The sequence below is a fragment of the Angustibacter sp. Root456 genome, assembly GCF_001426435.1.
Lineage (GTDB): Bacteria > Actinomycetota > Actinomycetes > Actinomycetales > Angustibacteraceae > Angustibacter.
Genome location: NZ_LMER01000020.1, coordinates 290,945 through 312,243, shown reverse-complemented (window position 1 = coordinate 312,243; position 21,299 = coordinate 290,945). Strand labels below are relative to the sequence as shown.

Sequence of the window (21,299 nt, the reverse complement as noted above, 5' to 3'; positions counted from 1 at the left end):
CCTGCTCCACTCTGATGGGAGCTGGGTGCCCCCGCTGCCATCCACGGGTGGAGTGATCCTCCCCAGAGGTGGGCTGGCGTGCATGATCACGGACGGCGGGGGTGGGCTGGCGTGCATGATCACGGACGGCGGGGGGTGCGCTGGCGTGCATGATCACGGGAGGGGTGATGAGGTGGCCTCACCGAGAGGAGCACCGAGTGCTGCAGCCTGACGCCGACCCGGACGTCGCCCGCGCCGTCGCCGTCGTGACCGGCCCGGACGTCGGGCACGCCCTCGCGCTGGCCGCCGACCTCACCGCGACGGCGCCCCTGCCCGGTAGCGGACGCACCCTCGCGCGCTGGGACCTGCTCGCCCGCCTGGCCGCCGCCGACCTCACCACCGCCCGCGTGGTCGAGGCGCACCTGGACGCCGTCGCGATCCTCGCCGAGGCGCACGCGGCCGGCGTCGAGACACCGGCGGCGGCGCCGGGCACGACGTGGGGGGTGTTCGCCGCCGAGGGCCCGGGTGTGCGCCTGGACGCCCACGAGACCCCCAGTGGCTGGCAGGTCACCGGCGACAAGCCCTGGTGCTCCCTCGCCGGACGCCTCACTCACGCCCTGGTCACCGCCCACGACGGTGACGAGCGGCGCCTGCTCGCCGTCGACCTGCACGCGCCCGGCGTCACGGTGCACGAGGGCACCTGGCACGCCCGCGGCCTCACCGACGTGCCGTCGGGACCCGTCACCTTCGACGCCGTGCCGGCCGAGCCGGTCGGTGATCCCGGCTGGTACCTGCGCCGTGCCGGTTTCGCGCACGGCGGCATCGGCGTGGCCGCGGCATGGTTCGGCGGTGCGGTCGGCGTCGCCCGAGCGCTGTGGCGCGCCGCCGAGCGCCGGCCGCCCGACCAGGTGGCGCTCATGCACCTCGGCGACGCCGACCTCGACCTGCACGCCGCTGCCACGGTGATGCGCGCCGCGGCCGCCGACGTCGACGCGGGTCGGGCCGATGGCGACGCCGGCATCGTGCTGGCCCTGCGCGCGCGGTCAGCGGTGGTGCGCGCGGCCGAGGCGGTGCTGCACCGGGTCGCACACGGTCTCGGGCCGGCGCCCCTCGCCCTCGACGACGCCCACGCGCGGCGCGTCGCCGACCTCACCGTCTACCTGCGCCAGCACCACGCCGAGCGCGACTCCGCCGCGCTCGGCCGGGCGCTGCTCGACGCCGGCTCACCGCCGTGGTGACCTTCCGCCACGACGACCCCGGCACGCCCGAAGCGCTGTGGGACGCCTGGCGCGGCCTGCGCGAGCTCCCCGTGGTCGGTCCCGCCCGCCCGACCGTGCTGCTCGCCGCGCACCCGGACGACGAGACCCTCGGCGCCGGTGGACTGCTGGCGCTGACGGCCCGCGCCGGCGTCGACGTCCACGTCGTGGTGGCCACGGACGGCGAGGCGTCGCACCCGCACTCGCCCACCTGCTCGCGGGCTGACCTGGCGCGCTGGCGCGCCAAGGAGGTGGAGCAGGCCGTCACGCTGCTCGCACCGGACGCCCACCTGCACCTGCTGCACCTGCCCGACGGCGCGCTCGACCACCATGCCAGAGCGCTGGAGCAGGCTCTCGATGCGTTGGTGCACCACGGTTCTCGTGTCGTAGCACCGTGGCGAGCAGACGCCCACACCGACCACGAGACCGCGGGCCGCGTCGCGGCGCAGGTCGCGGCCGACCGGGGAGCCGAGCTGCTCGAGTACCCGATCTGGGCCTGGCACTGGGGTGCGCCGGGTGACGTCCGGTTGCCCTGGCCCCGCGCCGTGCGCCAGCCACTGGACGCCGTGGCCCGCGCCGCCAAGGCCCGCGCCCTGCGCGAACACCGCTCGCAGATCGAGCCGCTGTCACCGCAGCCGGGCGACGAGGTGCTGCTGAGCCCCGCTCTGCTCGCCCACTTCGAGCGCGAGGACGAGGTCTACTTCCGCACTGCCGCAGACGATCTGACGGCACAGAGACCGACAGCGAGTCTCGACGCCACGTTCTTCGACGACTTCTACGCGACCAACGGCGACGACCCCTGGGGATTCACCGACCGCTGGTACGAGCGACGCAAGCGGGCCCTGACGTTGGCCGCGCTGCCGCGCGAGCGCTTCCGTCGCGCCTTCGAGCCCGGCTGCTCGATCGGCGTCCTCACGGCCGAGCTCGCCTCGCGCTGCGACCAGCTGCTGGCCGTGGATCCGGTGGCAGCGGCGGTGGATCGCGCCGTCGAGCGCACCGCTGGCCTGCCGAACGTCCACGTGCGGCGCGGCGGCGTTCCGGCGGACTGGCCCGACGGCGACTTCGACCTCGTGGTGCTCTCCGAGGTCGGCTACTACTGCGGTCCCGCTGATCTGGCTGACCTGGTCGACCGCGCCGCGCGGAGCCTCACGGACGACGGCGTCGTCGTCGCGTGCCACTGGCGCCACCCGGTCGCCGAGTACCCTCTGGACGGCGACGCGGTGCACGAGGCGCTGCTGGCCCATCCCGGCCTGGCGCCGCTGGCCCAGCACGTCGAGGAGGACTTCAGGCTCGACGTCCTGGCGCGGCCACCGGTGTGCAGCGTCGCGCAGCAGACGGGCCTCGTGCCATGAGCGCCCGGCCCGTCACCGCCGTGGCCGTTGTCGTGCCGGCGCGCGACGAGGAGGAGCTGCTGCCCGGGTGCCTCGAGGCTGTGTCGCTTGCGGCACAACGCATCTGCCTTCCGGTCGTGGTGGTCGTGGTGCTCGACCGATGCCACGACCGCACGGCGGACGTCGTCGCCGCGCGCCCCGAGCTGATCGCGGTGGAGTGCGACGCCGGGGTGGTCGGCACCGCGCGGGCGATGGGGGTGAGCGCCGCGCTGAGGCACCTGCACCAGCACGACCTCGACGGTGTCTGGATCGCCTGCACCGACGCCGACTCGCGCGTGCCGGTCGACTGGCTCGAGCACCAGCTGAAGCTCGCGGACGACGGCGTCGACCTCGTGCTGGGCACGGTCGACCTCGCGGGCGACGAGCTGCCACCGGCCACGGCTGCCCGCTGGTGGCGCGACTACAACCGGCTGGTGGACGAGGCGGCGCACGCGCACGTGCACGGGGCCAACGTCGGCGTGCGCGCGAGCGTCTACGTCGCTGCGGGGGGGGTTCGCGCCGGTCTCGGCCCACGAGGACGTGCTGCTCACGCGCGCGGTCGCGCGGCTGCCGGGGGCCACGGTGGTGCCCTCGGTCGCCGTGCCGGTGGCCACGAGCGACCGCCTGCGCGGTCGCGCGCCGGAGGGCGTGTCGGCCGACCTGCGGCGTCTGGCCGGCTCCGGTCTGGAGAGCACCGCCTGAGCGCTGCGCCGCCCTGCGACAATGACCGCATGCGCATGGTGGCGACCGACCTCGACGGCACCATCGTGGGCCCGGACGGCTCGATCAGCGCCCGCACCGTGCAGGCACTGCAGGCCTGCCAGGACGCCGGCGTCCGCGTCGTGTACGTCACCGGACGCCCGCCGCGGTGGATGGGCGAGGTGGTGTCGCAGACCGGTCACCGCGGCACGGCGTTGTGCGGCAACGGTGCCGTCGTCTACGACCTCGCGGCCGAACAGGTGCTGCACGCACGCGTTCTCACGACCGACGTCGTCCTGGAGGTAGCCCGCCGGCTCACCGAGGCGTTGCCTGACGCGACCTTCGCCCTCGAGACCGTCACCGGACTTCGCCGCACCAGCAGCTACGTGGTGCGGTGGGACGTCGGCGTCGAGGCGGTCGTGGGCGACCTGCCATCCCTGCTCGCCGACGACCCCGGCGTCGTGAAGCTGTTGTGCCGCAGCGAGTCGAGCCTCAGCGACGACATGCTTGCGCGGGCGATCCCCGTGCTCGACGGTCTCGCCGCGCCCACGCACTCGAACCCGAACGACGGCCTGCTCGAGATCTCGGCGCTCGGCGTCGGCAAGGCGTCGGCGCTGGCCGAGCTGGCGCGCGAGTGGGGGATCGACCAGGCCGACGTCGTGGCGTTCGGCGACATGCCCAACGACCTCGACATGATCGGCTGGGCCGGGCGAGGGTTCGCCATGCGCGGTGGGCACGCCGACGTCCTCGCCGTCGCGCACGACGTCGCGCCGCCGGTCACCGAGGACGGCGTCGCCCAGGTGCTCGAGCGCCTCCTCGCCACCCTTCCGTAGGTTTTGGCGCGGTGGCACCCCGTCGCCAACCTATGGCGCAAGGGTGCCCCAGACGCCGTCGGCGGCGAACGCCGCTGGGGCGCCCCGTTGCCAACCTATGGCGCAAGGGTGCCACCGCGCCCAAAAGGGGGGCGCCGAGGTGGGCGTCAGAGGTACTGGCCCGTCCCGTGGTCGGGGCCGTCGGCCTGCTCGGGCCGGCCGGGCATGCCCGGCTGCCCCGGTTGCGGGTGGCCGGGGAACGACGGCGAGCCCCCCTGGCCGGCGGCGGGCAGCGCCCGGCGCATCTCCTCCAGCTGCGCCCGCGCCGCCATCTGCTGGGCCATGAGCGCGGTCTGGATGCCGTGAAAGAGCCCCTCGAGCCAGCCCACGAGCTGCGCCTGCGCGATCCGCAGCTCGGCGTCGGACGGCGTCTCGCCCTCGCCGAACGGCAGCGCGATCCGCCGCAGCTCCTCGACGAGCTCGGGTGCCAGGCCCTGCTCGAGCTCGTGCAGCGAGCGCTCGTGGATCGCCGCCAGGCGGCTGCGCCCCGCCTCGTCGAGCGGCGCGCTGCGCACCTCGTCGAGCAGCTGCTTGATCATGCTGCCGATCCGCATCACCTTGGCCGGCTGCTCGACGAGCTCGGCCGGGTTGCGCTCGAGCTCCTCGTCGTCGTCACCTCCGGGCGCGGACGCGACGCCCATGCCTTCGGGCGTCACGACGACGATGCGGCTCTGGTCGTCGCGGGACGAGCCGAGGTCGCGCTCATCCTGCCGCGAGGCGTCGTCGGTGCCCTGCGCGCGGTCGTCGGATTCGCTCATGCCCCCATCCTGCCCAGCCGAGGGCACCCGCGCAGTACCGGGGTCGAGGGACCTTCTCCCCGGCACCCCCGCCTTCGCGAGCGTGACGATGAAGGCAGCACCTGAGCGACTCCGAGTGAAGCGGGTGGTGGCCATGAGCTTCGAGCAGCCGGCCCGACGTCGAGAGCGGCCCCTGGTGGTGGTCGGGTACGACGAGGGCGAGGCCTCGCGAGCCGCTGTGCGCTGGGCGGGCGCTGAGGCGGCTGCGGCGGGCAGCGACCTCGCCGTGGTGGTGGCGTGGGAGTCCGAGGCGGGCAGCGTCGGTGGGCGGCGCGGGGGTGACTGGGCCCAGCAGGCGGCGGACGACGCCGTGGGCCTGGCCCGCGCCACGGTCGGTGACCAGCTCACCGTGAGCACGGTGGTCGAGTTCGGGCCGCCCGCGGCCGTGCTGCTGCAGGCCGCCCGCGACGCCGAACTGCTGGTGCTCGGCACGCGCGGGCACGTCGGCGCGGTGGGCGTGCTGCTCGGCAGCGTGAGCCGCGAGTGCCTGCGGGCCGGCGAGGTGCCGGTGGTGCTGCTCGGGCCGGACGCCGCCCCCGCCTTGGAGAACCGCGTGCTCGTCACGAGCGTGCACGGCGCCGCCGCCGGCCCCGCGGTGCAGTGGGCGGTGCAGCGGGCCGTGTCGCGGCACCACCCCGTGCACCTGCTCGACCGCTGGAGCGTGCACGCCATGGGACCCGGTCTCACGGTGGGCCACGAGTACGACGCGGCGCGGCAGGAGGCGCTCGAGCGGCACAGCGAGGCCATGGAGGAGCTGCGGGCCGTGGTGGCCGGGCGCGTCCCGGTCACCGGTGAGCTCGTCGAAGGTCGCGGCGTCGACGTCGAGTACGCCCGCAGCAACGCCGGTGACCTGCTCGTCGTCGAGTGGGACGACACCGAGCACCGCCCCTCGCTGCGCTACGAGCGCTGCCCCGTCGTCATGGTGCCCGCGCCTGTGACGGCCACCGTGGTCTGACGACGGCCGACCGCGCCGTCGTCCGGGCGCGCGCCCTCGCGCGCGGCCTGACGCAGTGCGATGGTCTGCCGTTGGCGCAGCCGCGCGAGCTTGAGCCGGCGCCGGCGCTCGTCGCCGGTCACGCGTGCGGCTCCAGGGTCGGGCAGGGCTGGCCCTTGTGGGGCGCGAGCAGCTCGAAGTGCCACGGCTCGTTGGCGTAGCGGCGGCACAGCCCGTATCGCACGCCGTGCTGCTCGAGCCAGGCTGCGGCCGGCCGCGGCCCGACGTCCACGGCCCCGCCTTGCACGTGCTCGGACTGCGACGGCGGCAGCACCCACCGCCGCGCCTTCTGCGCCGAGCCGTACTTGATGATCGCCTGGTCGTACAGCGCCTGCTGCTTGGCCCGGCTGCGCCACCCGGAGGTGACCCGCAGGTCGACCCCGGCTGCCGCGGCGTCGCGGGTGGCGCGGTCGAGCGCGCGCTTCATCGCCGGCTGCAGGTGGCTGACGTCGCCGGTGCCCGAGGGTTCGACGGGTGCGGGGTCGCCGGCCTCCAGCGCCTGCGGCGCCCTCGACGCGGTGCCGGCGTCGGCCACCGGCGGGGTGGCGCCGTCCGCGAAGGCGCCGCGGGCGGCGTCCCACGCGGGCCCGGCGACGAGCACCATCGCCACGACGAGGGACGCCCGCCACGCCATCCGCAGCCGGCGGTCGCGCCGCGTGTCGATGACGTACGTCGCGTGCTCGCCCGGCCGGTCGTCGTCGGCGCTCACTGGCCCAGCCGTCGCGTGAGGGGCAGCCGCGAGCGCACGCCGAGCCCGGCCACCGCCGCGGCAAGCAGCGGGACGCCGACCCCGACCACGAGCAGCAGCAGCCACGGCACGTCGATGGTCGGCGACGACCACTGAGTGCTGCCAGTGGCCTCGTCGAACCGCGCGGCGGTCAACGGCCAGGTCACGGCGAGCCCGGGCACGAGTCCCACCGCGATCCCGGTGAGGCTGCCCAGCAGCCCGATCACCACCGCCTGCGCCGCCGCCATGACCCGGCGGGTGCGCGGCCGGGCACCGACGGCAGCCAGCGTGGCGGCGTCCGGTCGTCCGTCGACGAGGGCGAGGCCGGTGGCCGTGAGGGTGCCGACCAGGACGGCGAGGGCCGCGATCGCGATGAGGCCGACGAGCGGCAACGTGAACTTCTCGTCGAACCCGCGCTCGGTGTAGACGTCGACGTACTGCGCGCTGCCGCGCAGTACCTCGGCGAGGCGGCTCTGGGTGTCGCGGTCGAGCGGCGTGCTCGACGGCGACAGCACCCCGCCGCTCTGCGCCCAGGCGAGGCCCGCCGCGCTCGCGGTCTCGGGCGTCACGACCGCCCCGACCACGGTGAGGAGCCCGTTTTCGCGATGAGGCGCCAGCGCCGCCGCGGGCAGCTGCACCGTGCGGACGTCGCGGACCATCGGCGTGTCGTCGGCGTAGTTGGTCTCGTACGTCGTCAGCCGGACGTGCCCGCTGTCGTCGATGAGCGCGGGCGAGGGCACGAGCACGCCCCCGTTGTCGAGCACCGTCCGCTGCTCGGGGGTCAGGCGGTAGCCGAGGGCGTCGAGCGTCGTGAGATCGGCGACGACGGAGGTGGTCCCGTTCCAGTTGACGGGCGTCTGCTCGCTCGTGCCGCCGAACTGCCAGTTGCTGCACCGCGGCGGCGTGTCCGATCCTTCCGGGACAGCCGGACAGCCCTGCGGCCGGACGTACACGCCCGGCTGCCAGGACGACAGCCGGTGCGTGCGGCCCAGCTCGCCCGTGGGGAGCAGCTGGCGTCCGGGCACGAGGCCCGCGACGGTCTGGGCGGCGAACGCCCACCAGGTCGCGTCGACGTCGCCCGCCTGGACCGTCGTGACCCCGGGTGCCAGCCGGGGCCGGTACTCCGCGCGGCTCTGGGCAAAGTCGCTGCTGGCGCCGATCGCGAGGGTGGTGACTCCCGCGACGGCGGCCATGACCGCGGCGACCGCCGGCGCGGTGCGGCCCCGCTGGCGGGCGCTGTCGCGGGCGGCGAGCCGCAGGCCGAGCGGCAGGCGGCGACCGAGCCGGCCCACGGCGCCGATCAGCGCCGGCAGGAGCGCGATGGCGCCGAGCACCATGACGAGCGTCCCTCCCGCGACCCAGAACTCGCCGCCCTGCCGGGTGCCGCGCACCAGCGCCGCGCCGGCGCCAGCGGCGAGCAGCACCAGGCCCAGCACGGGCAGCCCGCGGTGCGAGCGCAGCTGGCCCCGACGTCCGGCGAGCACCTCGACGACGTCCTGCCGGGCAGCCGACCGGGCCGGGAACCAGGCCGCCACGATCGCCGCCACCGCCCCGAGCGCGGCGGCGGCGAGCAGAGGCAGCCAGGCGACGTCGAACGGCCCGAGGGTCGTCTGCGGGCGCACGCGGGGCAGCACCCAGACGACGACCGCGGCGATCGGGATGCCGGCCACGGCGCTCGCGGCCGAGGCGAGCCCGCCCGTCACCAGCGCCTGCGAGAGCACGATCCGGCGCACGTCGCGCGCTGTCCCCCCGGCGGCCACCACCAGCGCGAGCTGGCGGCGCTGACGGCGCACCCCGACGGCGAACGCGGGCCCGGCGAGCAGGATCACCTCGAGCACGATCGAGAACACGACGAGGACGAGCACGGCGCGGCTCTGCGCGGACGAGCTGCCGTCCGAGAAGGCCCCCGGGTCGGAGAGCGTCGACTGCCAGTCCTTCGGCGGGTCGAGCACCACGGATCGGGACACGACGACCAGTCCCTTGGCGTTGAATGCGCGCACCTGGGCCCAGCTCACCGGCTCCCGACCGGTCAGCAGGTAGGTGGTGGTCACGTCGCCGTCCGCGGCGGCCGCTGCGGGCGAGCTCGGCGGCGCCACGACCACGGCGCTGTCGAAGCTCGACGGCACGACGGCGACGCCGACCACCTGGGCCGACCCGCGTGGGGGCGCCGAGGCGTCGTCGCCGCCGCTGCCCTCCACGACCACCCGCGAGCCGACGGGGAAGCCGTGCTCGGCGAGCCAGGGCGACACGAGGGCCTCGTCGCCGGAGGCGGGCAACCGACCGCTGCGCAGCTCGACGAACCCGGCGAGGATCGGTGCCCGGGTGTCGGCTGCGACGACGTGGGCCGACAGACGTCCGCGCTCGGTGCGCACGGCGGCGCCCGTGGTGGTGACGGAGAGCACCGGACGGCCGACGGCGCGCTCCAGCTCGGGCAGCGTCCACGGGTCGCTGGGCTCCTCGCCCTCGGGCTGGCCCTCCGCGGTGTGCACCTGCACCCAGTTCGCTCCGTCGACCTCCTGGTCGACGGGCTGCCGGCTCACCGGCAGCACCTGCGCCTGCGCCGCGCCCATCTGCTGCGGCAACGCCTCAACGGGTGACACGTCGTCGGTGGTGTAGACGGTCGCGAAGGTCGTGACGCCCAGCACCGGCAGGCCCACCATGGCGACCACCAGCGCGTTGCGGCCCTTGGCGCGCAGGACGTCCCGGCGCGCCACCCGCAGGGCGGCGCGCCAACCGCGGGGCCTCACGCCCGGTGTCCGTCGTCGAGCAGGTGCTCGGGCTCGGCCGGGTCGCCCGTGGTGTCGACGACCACCCCGTCGCGCAGGAACACGACTCGGTCGGCCCACGCGGCGTGCCGGGCCTCGTGGGTCACCAGCAGTCCGGCGGCTCCGGCGTCCACCCGGGCGCGCAGCACGCGCAGCACGGCCTCGCCGGTCTCGGAGTCCAGGGCCCCGGTGGGCTCGTCGGCGAGCACCAGACGGCGGTCGCCGACCAGGGCGCGGGCGATCGCCGTCCGCTGCTGCTGGCCGCCCGACATCTCGTCGGGGAAGCGGTCGGCGAGCTCGGCGATGCCCACCTCCTCGAGCGCGGCCTGCGCCTGGCGGCGCGCGGCACCGGTGCGCACGCCGTCGAGCTCGAGCGGCAGCATGACGTTCTCGACGGCGGTGAGGGCCGGGATGAGGTTGAGGTCCTGGAACACGTAGCCGAGCGACCGGCGGCGCAGCGCCGCCAGGCCCGTGGGCTTGAGCTGCGAGAGGGCCTGCTGCTCGACGAGCACCTCGCCGGACGTCGGGCTGTCGAGACCGCCTGCGAGGGTCAGCAGCGTGGACTTGCCCGAGCCGCTCGGGCCCATCACCGCGACGAGCTCACCTGGGCGCACGGTGAGGCTCACCGAGCGCAGGGCGTGCACCGCGGTGTCGCCCGAGCCGTGGACGCGGCTGACGTCGCGCAGCTCCAGGACGGCGGTGGCGACGTCCTGCGCAGGGCGCGTGGTCTGCGCCGGGGCGGTCATCGCCGCACCTGCTCGGTGGCGTCGACCGCATCGCTCGCCGGCGCCGCAGGGCGCGGGTCCCTGGCCCTGCGCAGCAGGCGCGCCTCGACGTGGTCGAGCCAGCGCACCTCGGCCTCGGCCGCGAAGACGAGGTTGTCGAGGACGAGCAGCCACGCGAGGTCGTCGGCGTCGGTCGCTCGCTGCTTCAGGCGGGTGAGGTCGCGCAGCGAGCGCAGGGTCTGGGTGCGCTGAGCCTGCACGACCGCGGGGACGTCGACGCCGGGCACCGTGACGGCGAGGGCCAGCTTGATGGTGAGCTCATCCCGGGGGTGGTCGGTGCGGTCGACCGGCGTGAGCCACCACCGGCCGACCACCTGCTGGCCCTGGTCGGTGAGCCGGTAGGCGATGCGTCCGTCCTCGTCCGGCCCCCCTGCGGCCTCGACGAGCCCGTCGCGCTCCAGCCGGCTGAGCGTGGAGTAGACCTGGCCGACGTTGAGCGGCCAGGTGCCGCCCGTGCGAGCCTCGAACTCGGCGCGCAGCTGCGCACCGAACATCGGCTGCTGCGCCAGCAGCGCGAGCAGTCCCTGCCTGATCGACATCGGTCCCCCTGAGGTGGTGCATACCGCGTATGCGGCCCGTGAGCAGCATGTATACGCGGTATCCATCCACCCGTCAACCACCTCTCCCCGTGGTTTGGGCGCGGTGGCACCCCGTCGCCATAGGTTGGCGGCGGGGGCACCCAGTGGCGTTCGCCGCCGCCTCAGTCGTCGGCGACTGGGGCACCCAGCTGCCATAGGTTGGCGACGGGGTGCCACCGCGCCAAAAGACGGGAGAGGTGGCTCAGGGGGTGAGGAGCACCTTGCCCACGTGGGTGGAGTCCTCGAGCAGCCGGTGCGCGTCGGCGGCCTGCTCGAGCGGGAGGCGCTCGTGGACGACGGGCCGCACCGCTCCGGCATCCACCAGCGGCCACACGTGCTCGCGCACTGCCGCCACGATCGCCGCCTTCTCCGCCACCGGCCGCGCGCGCAGGGACGTCGCGACGACGGCGGCCCGCTTGCTCAGCAGGGCGCCCAGGTCGAGCTCGGCCTTGCGTCCGCCTTGCAGCCCGATCACGACCAGGCGGCCGTTGGGGGCCAGCACCTCGACGTTGCGGGCCAGGTACTTGGCCCCCATGTTGTCGAGCACGACGTCGGCGCCGCGCCCGTGGGTGGCCGCCCGCACGCGCTCGACGAAGTCGTCGTCGCGGTAGTTCACCAGCACCTCGGCGCCCAGCTCGCGGCAGCGCTCGAGCTTCTCGGCCGACCCCGCCGTCACCGCCACGCGCGCTCCCACCTGCGACGCCAGCTGGATCGCCATCGTGCCGATACCGCTCGACCCGCCGTGCACGAGCAGCAGCTCACCCGGCATGAGGTGCGCTGTCATGAAGACGTTGCTCCACACGGTGCAGGTCACCTCGGGCAGGGCGGCCGCGTCGACGAGCGAGACGCCGGACGGCACGGGCAGCAGCTGGCCGGCGGGCACCGCGACGAGCTCGGCGTACCCACCGCCCGAGAGCAGCGCGCACACCTCGTCTCCGACGGCCCACCCGTCGACGCCCTCGCCCAGCGCCTCGACGGTGCCGCTCACCTCCAGCCCGAGGTACTCCGAGGCGCCGGGCGGTGGCGGGTAGTGCCCCATCCGCTGCATGAGGTCGGCCCGGTTGACGCCGGACGCCGCCACGCGCACCAGCACCTCGCCCGGCCCAGCGACGGCGTCTGCCACCTCGCTCACCGTCAGCACCTCGACGCCACCCGCGCCGTCCGTCGTGATCGCTCGCATGCGCCGACTCTACGGAGGCCCGCAGATACCCGCCCCTTTCCGGTCAGCACGGGGTCCGCGGGGTTGAGACCACCGGAAGAAGGCGGGTATCTGCCGGACGGCGACCAGGAAACCGGGTGCGGCGGCCACCGCCCGAGCGGCACACTCGTCGCTCGTGCGTGAGCTGCTGCGAGACCCTCGCTTCCGGGCGTTCTGGCTGAGCCAGGCCACCAGCGTGGTCGGCAACGGCATCACCCTCGTTGCCGTCGCAGCCCTCGTCATCCCGGCGCGCGGAGGCGAGGTCTACGGCCTGGTGCTGGCAGCCGAGTCGGCGACCATGGCCGTGCTCCTGCTGGGCAGCGGGGTGCTCGTCGACCGTTACTCACGCACCGCGGTCATGGCCCTCGCCGACGTGTCGCGCGGTGCCGGCGTCGTCGGCCTACTGCTGCTCGCGCGCTCCGGCCCGCTGCCCCTGCTGCTGCTCGCGAGCGCACTGGTCGGTGCGGGGGTCGCCCTGCACCAGCCCGCCCACCGCGCCGCCCTCCCACAGCTCGTCGGCGCCGACGACCTGCGCCGCGCCAACGCGCTCGACACCGCCACGATGCGCCTCGGCTTGGGAGCCGGTACGGCGCTCGGTGGCGTCCTCGTCGCCGTGTGGGATGCGCGCCACGCGATCCTCGTCGACCTGGGCACCTTCGTGGCCAGTCTCCTCACCCTGCTGTGGCTGCGTCTGCCGCCGGTGAGCGAGCGGACGCCGGGCGGCGGGCTGCGCCGGGTGCTGCACGAGGCACGTGACGGCGTCACCGAGGTGCGACGTCGCCCCTGGGCCGCGGTGGTGATGCTGCAGGGCACCCTGCAGGTGCTGTGCCTGTTCGCACCCGCCTTCGCGCTGATCCCCGTGGTGGCCCTGGACCGCTACGGCAGCAGCGCCTACGGCTGGTTCATGACGTCGGGCTTCGTGGGCAGCGTGATCGGCTCGGCCCTCGTCGCCCGCACGTCGCCCCGCCGCCCCGGCCTGTCGGCCATGAACGCGCTCGCGCCCTGCTGCTTGCTGCCCCTCGTGCTGGTCGTCGACCTGCCGCTGATCGCCTTCTGTGCGGTGAACCTCGTGAGCTGGGTGGGGATCGGCTGGTTCTCGGTGCTGTGGTTCAGCGCCCTGCAGACCGAGTTCCCGCCCGCCGTCCAGGGGCGCGTGTTCAGCCTCGAGAGCCTCGCCACCTTCGGCCTGGAGCCCATCGCGCTCGCGGTGACACCCGCCGTCGCGGCGGCCGTGGGCGTCGGCCCGCTCGCCGTCGTGGCTGCTGCGGTGATGCTCATCAGCACCTACGCGGTGTTCCTCGTGCCCGGCGTCACGACGTTCGGCTCGGCGGGGGCGGCTTCACCTGAGCCGGCTCCCGCTCCTGCGTGACGCCGCCCCGGGCCCGCGCCCGCGCTCGCTCGAGGTCGGCCGTGGTGTCGACGTCGAAGGCGGACCCCTCCGGTACCTGCACCTCACGCACGCGCAGGGCGCGCACCACCGAGCGCACCGAGCGGTCGGCGCGGTCGTCGCCGATCGCGGCGCGCAGCGGGCCGGCGCGGTAGGCGGCCAGCAGCGGTTGGGGGCGGCCGCCGTCGAGTGCGAGCACGGCGTCGACGTCGAGCGGCGCCACTGCGGCCTCGCGCGCCAGCAGACCCATCGCGGGCCCGGCGAACGGCTGGTCACCCGCCACGACCGCCAGCCACGCGCCGTCCGGCACGTCGTCGAGCGCCCGGGCGAGGCCCGCCACCGGGCCACCGCCCGGCGGGTCCTCGATCAGCCACGTCACCTGACGCCGGGTGGGCCGGGGCGGACCCACGCACACGACGGGCGTGCCGGGTAACCGCTGGTCGAGCGCGTCCAGCAACGCGTCGAGCACCGTGCCGTCGGCCAGCGCGGCCACGATCTTGTCGTGGCCGAGACGCCGCGAGGCACCGCCGGCGAGGACCACGACCTGGTGCAGCATCCGCCCAGTATCGACGTCCCGGCCTCGGGCTGCGCCCCTCCCTACAGGTCGAGCCGTCCCTTACCGATGAAGCAGTGCGGACCGTGGATGACACGCCGCGACTGACCCGAACGGGTGAACGCCCACCGTTGCGCGTTCAATCTCGACTCCGGCGGCGCCGAAGAGGCTCTGACCGGCGACAGAGGGAAGGGCACCATGCTGCGTAACCGAGGGATCAGGACCAAGCTGCTTGCGGTCCTGGCGCTGCCCATCGTGGTCCTCATGATCGGTGCCGCCGTCGTGGCGACCGCCGGTTTCGCCCGAGCGGGCCAGGCCGCCAAGGTCGAGCGGCTCGCCAGCGGCGCGAACGGCCTCGGTGACCTCGTGCTGCGCCTGCACCAGGAGCGCAGCCTCGCGCTGCAGATGGTGAACGGCACCGCCAACGGCAACAAGGTCAACGAGTTCACGCTCGCCCAGGAGGCGACCAACGTCGCGCTCCTCGAGACCCGCAACTTCGTCAACAGCCTCGACCTGAGCTCGCTGTCGAACGAGGCCGTCGCCGCCGTGGCGGCGTCGGAGGCCGCCCACAACAAGCTGCCCGAGGTGCGGGCCGACATCGCGTCGGGTCACGCCCAGGCCGACCAGGTCGCCGCGCGCTACGACGCGATGATCGCCCTCGACGTCGCGCTGCCGCAGCGCATCGGTGACTCCCTCTCCAACCGCCAGATCGGTCGCAGCCTCGCCGCCTACTCCAACCTCGCGAACCTCGTCGAGCTGGCCAGCCAGGAGGCTGAGATCGGCGCCGCCGTGATCGCCGCCGGTGGCGCCGACCCGCAGAGCGCCGTCCAGCTGTCGTCGCTGCAGGGTCTGCAGAACGAGGCCGTGCAGCAGTTCCGCCTGAACGCCACCAAGGCGCAGGCCGACGCGCTCGACGCGGCGCTCTACCAGCCGATCGACGAGCGCGCCGCGTTCACCTCGCAGCGCCTCGACATCGTCGCCAGCCTCAGCGGCACCAAGCCCGCGACGAGCCAGGGCGCCTGGATCAAGTCCGCGACCGCCCGGGTCAACGCGATCCGCCAGCAGCTCGAGCCGCTGGCCGCCACCACCGCGAAGTTCGCTGCCGCGTCGTCGGCCGACGCCCGCCGCCAGGCCGTGGTGCTGCTGGCCGCCGGTCTGGCTCTCGTGGCCCTGCTCGTCGGCCTCGGCCTGGTGCTCGCCCGCGCCATGACCCGCCCCCTGCGCCGGCTGACCGTCACCGCCGGTGAGGTCGCCGAGGAGCTCCCGAAGATGGTGGAGCGCATGGCGACGCCGGGCGAGGGCCCCGGCGTGCAGATGCCCGAGATCGAGGTCAACTCCCGCGACGAGGTGGGCCAGCTCGCCCTCGCGTTCAAGAACGTGAACGACACGACCGTCCGCGTCGCCGAGGAGCAGGCCGCCCTGCGCGCCTCGATCGCCGAGATGTTCGTCAACGTCGCCCGCCGCAACCACGTCCTGCTCTCGCGCCAGCTGTCGTTCATCGACCAGCTGGAGCGCACCGAGGAGAACCCCGACACCCTCGACAACCTGTTCCGCCTCGACCACCTCGCGACGCGGATGCGTCGTAACGCCGAGTCGCTGATCGTCCTCGCCGGCATCGACGCCGGACGCCGCCTGCGCCGTCCGATGCCGCTGTCGGACGTGATCCGCACCGCCGTCTCCGAGATCGAGCGGTACGACCGCGTCGACCTCGCGCTGCAGGCCGACCCGCCCATGGTGGGTCACGTCGCCCTGACCACCGCGCACATGATCGCCGAGCTGCTCGAGAACGCGACGCAGTTCTCCAACCCCGACACCCGCGTGGTCACCTCGACCGCCTTCAGCAGCTCCGGCGTGCGCATCACGATCACCGACCTCGGCCTGGGCATGACCTGGGACGAGATCACCGAGGCCAACCAGCGCATCGCCGCCCCGCCCGCCACCGAGGTGGTCGGCTCGCAGCGCCTCGGCTTCTACGTCGTCGGGCGCCTCGCGCGCCGCCTGGACGCCACGGTCGCGCTGCGTCCGGGCCGCACCCAGGGCACGGTCGTCACCATCGACCTGCCGCCGGCGCTGTTCGTCGCCGGCACCGTCGCCGACCTGCCCGCCGTCGAGATCGACGCGGCGCCGGTCGAGACGAGCGTCGAGGCCACGCCGTCGGGCGAGGCGGCGTCCAGCGACGCGCAGACGTCCGTGGACTCCACCGTCTCCCCGGCCGGCATCGCCCCGCCCGTCGTGCCCGTGGTCCCGAGCGAGGCGGCGTCCGGACTGCCGCGCCGTGGCCAGGCCGCCGACGTCCCCGCGAACGAGGCGCCCGCCGCGGCGACCGAGACGGCGACCGAGACCGCGACCGAGACCGCGACCGAGACGGCGACCGAGACGGTCACCGCGCGGGTCGAGCCCCGCGTGCCTGTGCTGCCGGCGCCCGCCGACGGCGACAGCGCGGACGGCGCGTCGCTGCCCAAGCGCGTCCGTGACAGTGCGGCGCCCGCGGCCCCGCACCCTCCGGCCCCCGCGGCTCCGGAGGGCCCGCGTGGCGGCATCTTCAGCAACTTCCGCTCGCGTCGCGACGTCGAGGAGACCGTCGGCTCCGTGCCGCCGCCTTCCTTCGGCGACGCGACCCCGGCGGCTCTCGACGACGCCTCGGAGGGGCCGGCCTTCGTGCCGGTGCTCGAGGAGTCGACCCCCGCGCTGCCGACGCGCGCCCAGCCCGCCCCCAGCCCGCTGGACGACGACTGGCAGGTCGCCGAGTCGGTCGAGTCGGTCGAGTCGGTCGAGTCCGTCGAGTCCGTCGAGCCCGTCGCGGTCATCGAGGATGAGCTGCAGGAGATCCCGGGGCTGGCCCCGGAGTCGCACCTGACCCTGGTCGACGCCGAGCCGACCTTCGAGCCGACCTTCGAGGCGGAGCCGACTTTCGAGCCGACTTTCGAGGCGGAGCCGACTTTCGAGCCGACCTTCGAGGCGGAGCCGACTTTCGAGCCGACCTTCGAGGCGCAGCCGACTTTCGAGCCGACCGCCGCGGTGGCCGACCCCGGCGCCGCCCGCTCGACGCTCGCCGAGCTCGCCCGCGAGACCGCGGACGCGACCTCGCACGCTGACGGCGCCGCCGAGACCGACGCCGAGACCGACGCCGAGACCGCCGTCCAGCCGGTCGTCGCCGACGAGCAGCCAGCGGCCGAAGCGGTGCCCGTGGTGCCGGCCCTGCCGCCGGTGGGCGTGCCCGCGATGGACATCCTGCCCACGCGCGGTGGCCGCTCGCGCCTGCGCCGCTCCAAGCCACTGCCGGCGCGGACGTCGACGGCCCCCGCGCCCGCTCCCCTGCCGCCCGTGCCCCTCGTGCCGCCCGTGCCGCCCGTGCCGGCGACGCCGGTCCCGGCCGTGACGAGCACCTTCCCGGTGCCCGCCCAGCCGGCGCCCCCCGCGACCCCCGCGCCCGTGCAGGCCGCGCCGAGCTCGCTGTTCGGCTCCCCCCCGCAGCCGAGTGAGCCGGTCGCCGCGCCGTCGTCGCTGTTCGCGCCGCCGCCGGTGGCCGAGCAGGCGCCGACGCCGGAGCCGGCGTTCGCCCCGCCCGCCCTGCCCGCCCTGGCCGCCGCAGCCTCGCTGCGCGAGCGCTCGGCGATGGCCTCGGAGGCCCTGTCGGAGCTGTCGGCCCTGTCGTCGTACAGCCCGCAGGCCGTCGAGGCGGCCGCCCCCACGAGCCTGACCCGCCGGACGCCGCTCGCGACGCCCGCCGGGCAGATGGCCACGCGTCAGCAGCCTGAGGAGCCGATCGGCGCACGCCGCGGAGCCCGCAACGCTGCCGACGTCCGCACGATGCTGAGCGGCTTCCGCGCCGGCGTCGAGCGGGGCCGCACGTCCCCCGCCGCATCCGCGGCCGAGCACCACGAGCCGGAGGCCTGAGCCCCCTGCTCGCCCGAGCGGACACTCCTCACCGAGATCCGCTCAAGCCCAGCACCACCCAGTCCGATCAACCAGCCAAGCACTACCCCGCAGATGCGACGGAGGACCACCACCGTGACGACGATGAGCACCGAGGCAGCCAACTTCAGCTGGCTCCTCGACAACTTCGTGAAGAGCGTGCCCGGCGTCCGGCACACGCTCGTCGTGTCCGCCGACGGGCTGCTCATGGCGATGTCCGACGACCTCGACCGCACCAGCGGCGACCAGCTGGCGGCGATCGTGTCGGGCATGTCCAGCCTCACCCGCGGGGCGGCTCGACAGCTGCGCTGCGGTGAGGTGCGGCAGTCCATCGTCGAGATGGACACCCTGTTCCTGTTCACCATGAGCATCAGCGACGGTTCGGTGCTGTCGGTCATGGCCGACGCCACCTGCGACGTCGGTCTGATCGGTTACGAGATGGCCCTGCTGGTGAGCCGCACCGAGGCGACGCTCACCCCGCAGCTGGTGTCGGAGATGCGCTCGCGCCTCCCCGTCGCCGGCGCGGTGCGGGCCGGGGCCAACGGGTGATCCCGGTGGACCCCCTCGACTTCCCAGCAGACCTGGAAGAGGACGAGGCGGACGACCTGACCTACGCCGTCCGCCCGTACGCCGTCACCGGCGGACGCACGCGGACGACCACCAACGAGCCGCTGCCCGTCGAGACCCTCGTGCAGGGTCTGGCCAGCCCCGACCAGGTCGGCCTGACGCCCGAGCGTCGCAAGATCCTCGAGCTGACCAGTGAGCAGTACCTGTCTGTGGCGGAGCTCTCGGCTCACGTCCACCTCCCCGTCGGCATCATGCGGGTGCTCGTGAGCGACCTCGCCGACTCCGGCCAGCTCCGGATCCACGGGACCGGATCGGTCTCGGCCACCTCAGCCCCGGCAACCAGCCTCAGCGTCCTGGAGAGTGTTCTCAATGGCATTTCCTCGCTCTGACGTCGCCCCGCAGGGCACGCCTGCAGGAGCCCCGGGTACGCCCACTGCCGCGGGCGCTCCCGACGGCCCTCCCACCGTCGTCAAGATCGTCGTCGCGGGCGGCTTCGCCGTCGGCAAGACGACCTTCATCGGGTCCCTCTCGGACATCGAGCCGCTGCGCACCGAGGCGGCCATGACCGAGCACTCCGTGGGCGTCGACGACGCCGGCGGCGTGACCGACCGCAAGACCTCGACCACCGTGGCCATGGACTTCGGGCGCATCTCGCTCCCGGGCAACCTGTGGCTCTACCTGTTCGGCACGCCGGGCCAGGACCGCTTCCTGTTCATGTGGGACGACCTGGTCAAGGGCGCGATCGGCGCCGTCGTGCTCGTCGACACCGACCGGCTCGACCAGTGCTTCCCGGCCGTCGACTACTTCGAGGCTCGGCAGATCCCGTTCGTCGTCGCGGTCAACTGCTTCGACGGCGTAGCGCGCCACCAGCTCGAGGACGTCCGCGAGGCGCTCGCGATCTCGGCGCACGTGCCGATGCTCTACACCGACGCCCGCGCTCGGGCGGCGACCAAGCAGGCGCTCATCTCCGTCGTCCAGCTGGCGATGCAGCGGCTCACCGGCGCCTGACCCGACCCGCACTCCCGGGCGTGATCATGCACGCCAGCGCCCCGTGACCTCTCCAGGTCACGGGGCGCTGGCGCGTCCCCGGTCGCCGTCGGCGCTGGGGCGCATCATCACGCGGCAGGGCGTCTCGACATGTGGACGGATCGCGTCGAGGGGATGATCGAGGCCTGCACCGGGTGTTCCCTGAGGCGGACGGCGAGCACCGCCGTCCTCGCGACCGTCCCGTTGACCCGGGCCGAGACCTCGAAGGTGAGCACCGCTGTGAGCCGCATCTACGACGACGTCACGAAGCTGGTCGGCAACACGCCCCTGGTGCGGCTCAACCGCATCACCGAGGGCGCCGGCGCCACCGTGCTCGCCAAGCTCGAGTTCTACAACCCCGCCAACAGCGTCAAGGACCGCATCGGCGTCTCGATCATCGAGGCAGCCGAGGCGTCCGGGGAGCTCAAGCCGGGCGGCACCGTCGTCGAGGCCACCAGCGGCAACACGGGCATCGCCCTCGCCATGGTCGGTGCCGCACGCGGCTACAAGGTCGTGCTCACCATGCCCGACACCATGAGCAAGGAGCGGCGTGCCCTGCTTCGCGCGTTCGGGGCCGAGCTCGTGCTCACACCGGGCAGCGAGGGCATGAGCGGCGCGGTCGCCAAGGCCGAGGAGATCGGCGCCGAGCGCGGTGCCGTTCTCGCGCGCCAGTTCGCCAACGCCGCCAACCCCGAGGTGCACCGCCGCACGACCGCCGTCGAGATCTGGGACGACACGGACGGCGCGGTCGACGTCGTCGTGGCGGGTATCGGCACCGGCGGCACCATCACCGGCGTCGGTCAGGTGCTGAAGGAGAAGAAGCCCTCGGTGCAGATGATCGCCGTCGAGCCGGCCGAGTCGCCGATCCTCACCGGCGGCAAGCCCGGGCCGCACAAGATCCAGGGCCTGGGCGCCAACTTCGTCCCCGAGGTGCTCGACACCTCGATCTACGACGAGGTGATCGACGTCGACGCCGAGTCCGCGGTGACGTGGGCCCGTCGCGCCGCGGCGGAGGAGGGCATCCTCGTCGGCCTGTCGTCGGGTGCTGCGCTCAAGGCGGCGGTCGACGTCGCGAAGCGGCCCGAGAACGCCGGCAAGACGATCGTCGTGGTGATCCCCAGCTTCGGCGAGCGCTACCTGTCCACGATCCTCTACAGCGACTTGGTCGACTGATTTCCTTGCACGTCAACCGTTCTGTCCCCTCGCCGTCACTCGTGAAGGGGCTCGCCGGGGTGTGGGACCGCTTCGTCGAGGACCTCGACGCCGCGGGACGCCGTGACCCCGCCGCCCGCTCCAAGGTCGAGCTCGCGCTCGCCTACCCCGGCCTGCACGCGGTGTGGATCCACCGGCTCGCGCACCGGATGTGGCGGACGCCGGGCCTGCGCCTCGCCGCACGCCTGCTCTCGCAGCTCAACCGCTCGCTGACCGGCGTCGAGATCCACCCCGGTGCCACGATCGGGCGGCGGCTGTTCATCGACCACGCGATGGGTGTCGTGATCGGCGAGACGGCCGAGATCGGTGACGACGTCATGCTCTACCACGGCGTCACGCTCGGCGGCCGCTCGCTGGGCCGCACCAAGCGGCACCCCACGATCGGCGACGGTGTGATGATCGGTGCGGGCGCGCGGGTGCTCGGGCCGATCACCGTGGGGGCCGGCGCGCAGATCGGCGCCAACTCGGTGGTGGTGAAGGACGTGCCGACCGGTGCGGTCGTGGTCGGTGTGCCCGGTGTCGTGCGGCTGCCCGCCGGGCCGGCGTCCGACCCCTACGACGTCTGGGCCGACCCCGCCATCTACATCTGACCCAGCCCCCCCGGTTTCCTGGCCGACGT

General features: G+C 74.4%; 18 protein-coding genes. 11 read left to right on the top strand and 7 right to left on the bottom strand.

Annotated features, from left to right (window positions below):
- The first annotated feature begins 197 nt into the window (after nucleotides 1–197).
- The 3 genes from ASD06_RS16215 to ASD06_RS16205 are packed head-to-tail and all read left to right on the top strand — an operon-like array spanning nucleotide 198 to nucleotide 4,137.
- Nucleotides 198–1,217 (top strand): acyl-CoA/acyl-ACP dehydrogenase, encoded by a 1,020-nt coding sequence (locus ASD06_RS16215; protein WP_082538137.1) that lies wholly within the window; start codon nucleotides 198–200, stop codon nucleotides 1,215–1,217.
- Nucleotides 1,211–2,587: a bifunctional PIG-L family deacetylase/class I SAM-dependent methyltransferase gene (locus ASD06_RS16210; RefSeq protein ID WP_056680048.1), complete on the top strand. Its 1,377-nt coding sequence runs from the start codon at nucleotides 1,211–1,213 to the stop codon at nucleotides 2,585–2,587. The genes ASD06_RS16215 and ASD06_RS16210 overlap by 7 nt, the downstream gene beginning before the upstream one ends.
- Nucleotides 2,584–4,137, top strand: coding sequence for an HAD-IIB family hydrolase (locus ASD06_RS16205; protein ID WP_056680045.1), 1,554 nt, complete (start codon nucleotides 2,584–2,586; stop codon nucleotides 4,135–4,137). The genes ASD06_RS16210 and ASD06_RS16205 overlap by 4 nt, the downstream gene beginning before the upstream one ends.
- Nucleotides 4,138–4,283: 146 nt before the next feature.
- Here ASD06_RS16205 and ASD06_RS16200 read toward each other — a convergent pair whose 3' ends face one another.
- Nucleotides 4,284–4,934, bottom strand: coding sequence for a bacterial proteasome activator family protein (locus ASD06_RS16200; RefSeq protein ID WP_056680042.1), 651 nt, complete (start codon nucleotides 4,932–4,934; stop codon nucleotides 4,284–4,286).
- Nucleotides 4,935–5,067: 133 nt separating this feature from the next.
- On the opposite strand from ASD06_RS16200, the gene ASD06_RS16195 reads away from it, so the two are divergent.
- Complete coding sequence (locus ASD06_RS16195; protein ID WP_162248099.1) at nucleotides 5,068–5,928, top strand: universal stress protein; 861 nt, start codon at nucleotides 5,068–5,070, stop codon at nucleotides 5,926–5,928.
- A 118-nt stretch (nucleotides 5,929–6,046) separates the two neighbouring features.
- Here the strand turns inward: ASD06_RS16195 and ASD06_RS16190 are convergent, their stop codons facing one another.
- From ASD06_RS16190 to ASD06_RS16170, 5 genes are all read right to left on the bottom strand, one after another.
- The gene (locus ASD06_RS16190; RefSeq protein WP_056680036.1) at nucleotides 6,047–6,676 is read right to left on the bottom strand and encodes a M15 family metallopeptidase; all 630 of its coding nucleotides are present in this window, start codon (nucleotides 6,674–6,676) and stop codon (nucleotides 6,047–6,049) included.
- The gene (locus tag ASD06_RS16185; RefSeq protein WP_056680034.1) at nucleotides 6,673–9,441 is read right to left on the bottom strand and encodes an FtsX-like permease family protein; all 2,769 of its coding nucleotides are present in this window, start codon (nucleotides 9,439–9,441) and stop codon (nucleotides 6,673–6,675) included. The genes ASD06_RS16190 and ASD06_RS16185 overlap by 4 nt, the downstream gene beginning before the upstream one ends.
- Nucleotides 9,438–10,205 carry an ABC transporter ATP-binding protein gene (locus ASD06_RS16180; RefSeq protein ID WP_056680031.1) on the bottom strand — a complete coding sequence of 256 codons (768 nt, stop codon included), beginning with the start codon at nucleotides 10,203–10,205 and terminating at the stop codon, nucleotides 9,438–9,440. Before ASD06_RS16180 ends, ASD06_RS16185 begins: the two co-directional genes overlap by 4 nt.
- Nucleotides 10,202–10,783, bottom strand: a complete 582-nt coding sequence (locus ASD06_RS16175) for a PadR family transcriptional regulator (RefSeq protein WP_056680029.1) — start codon at nucleotides 10,781–10,783, stop codon at nucleotides 10,202–10,204. Before ASD06_RS16175 ends, ASD06_RS16180 begins: the two co-directional genes overlap by 4 nt.
- A gap of 241 nt (nucleotides 10,784–11,024) precedes the next feature.
- On the bottom strand, nucleotides 11,025–12,002 hold the full coding sequence (locus ASD06_RS16170; protein WP_056680026.1) for an NAD(P)H-quinone oxidoreductase: 978 nt from the start codon (nucleotides 12,000–12,002) through the stop codon (nucleotides 11,025–11,027).
- Between the two features lie 154 nt (nucleotides 12,003–12,156).
- Here ASD06_RS16170 and ASD06_RS16165 point away from each other — a divergent pair, with 154 nt between their 5' ends.
- Nucleotides 12,157–13,389: an MFS transporter gene (locus tag ASD06_RS16165; protein WP_056680023.1), complete on the top strand. Its 1,233-nt coding sequence runs from the start codon at nucleotides 12,157–12,159 to the stop codon at nucleotides 13,387–13,389.
- Here ASD06_RS16165 and ASD06_RS16160 read toward each other — a convergent pair.
- A complete protein-coding gene (locus tag ASD06_RS16160) occupies nucleotides 13,331–13,963 on the bottom strand; it encodes a molybdenum cofactor guanylyltransferase (RefSeq protein WP_056680021.1) in 633 nt (210 codons plus the stop codon). The two genes, ASD06_RS16165 and ASD06_RS16160, sit on opposite strands and share 59 nt — an antisense overlap.
- A gap of 195 nt (nucleotides 13,964–14,158) precedes the next feature.
- Here ASD06_RS16160 and ASD06_RS16155 point away from each other — a divergent pair, with 195 nt between their 5' ends.
- From ASD06_RS16155 to cysE, 6 genes are all read left to right on the top strand, one after another.
- Nucleotides 14,159–17,857 carry a nitrate- and nitrite sensing domain-containing protein gene (locus tag ASD06_RS16155; protein ID WP_056680018.1) on the top strand — a complete coding sequence of 1,233 codons (3,699 nt, stop codon included), beginning with the start codon at nucleotides 14,159–14,161 and terminating at the stop codon, nucleotides 17,855–17,857.
- Between the two features lie 114 nt (nucleotides 17,858–17,971).
- A complete protein-coding gene (locus tag ASD06_RS16150) occupies nucleotides 17,972–18,424 on the top strand; it encodes a roadblock/LC7 domain-containing protein (RefSeq protein WP_056680015.1) in 453 nt (150 codons plus the stop codon).
- A 5-nt stretch (nucleotides 18,425–18,429) separates the two neighbouring features.
- Complete coding sequence (locus ASD06_RS16145) at nucleotides 18,430–18,831, top strand: DUF742 domain-containing protein (protein ID WP_200942258.1); 402 nt, start codon at nucleotides 18,430–18,432, stop codon at nucleotides 18,829–18,831.
- Entirely contained in the window at nucleotides 18,812–19,450 is a 639-nt protein-coding gene (locus ASD06_RS16140) for an ATP/GTP-binding protein (RefSeq protein ID WP_056680013.1), read from the top strand. Before ASD06_RS16145 ends, ASD06_RS16140 begins: the two co-directional genes overlap by 20 nt.
- Before the next feature lie 258 nt (nucleotides 19,451–19,708).
- Nucleotides 19,709–20,641, top strand: coding sequence for a cysteine synthase A (gene cysK / locus ASD06_RS16135; RefSeq protein ID WP_056680010.1), 933 nt, complete (start codon nucleotides 19,709–19,711; stop codon nucleotides 20,639–20,641).
- Nucleotides 20,642–20,682: 41 nt separating this feature from the next.
- On the top strand, nucleotides 20,683–21,270 hold the full coding sequence (gene cysE, locus ASD06_RS16130) for a serine O-acetyltransferase (protein ID WP_056680006.1): 588 nt from the start codon (nucleotides 20,683–20,685) through the stop codon (nucleotides 21,268–21,270).
- The last annotated feature ends 29 nt before the right edge of the window (nucleotides 21,271–21,299 follow it).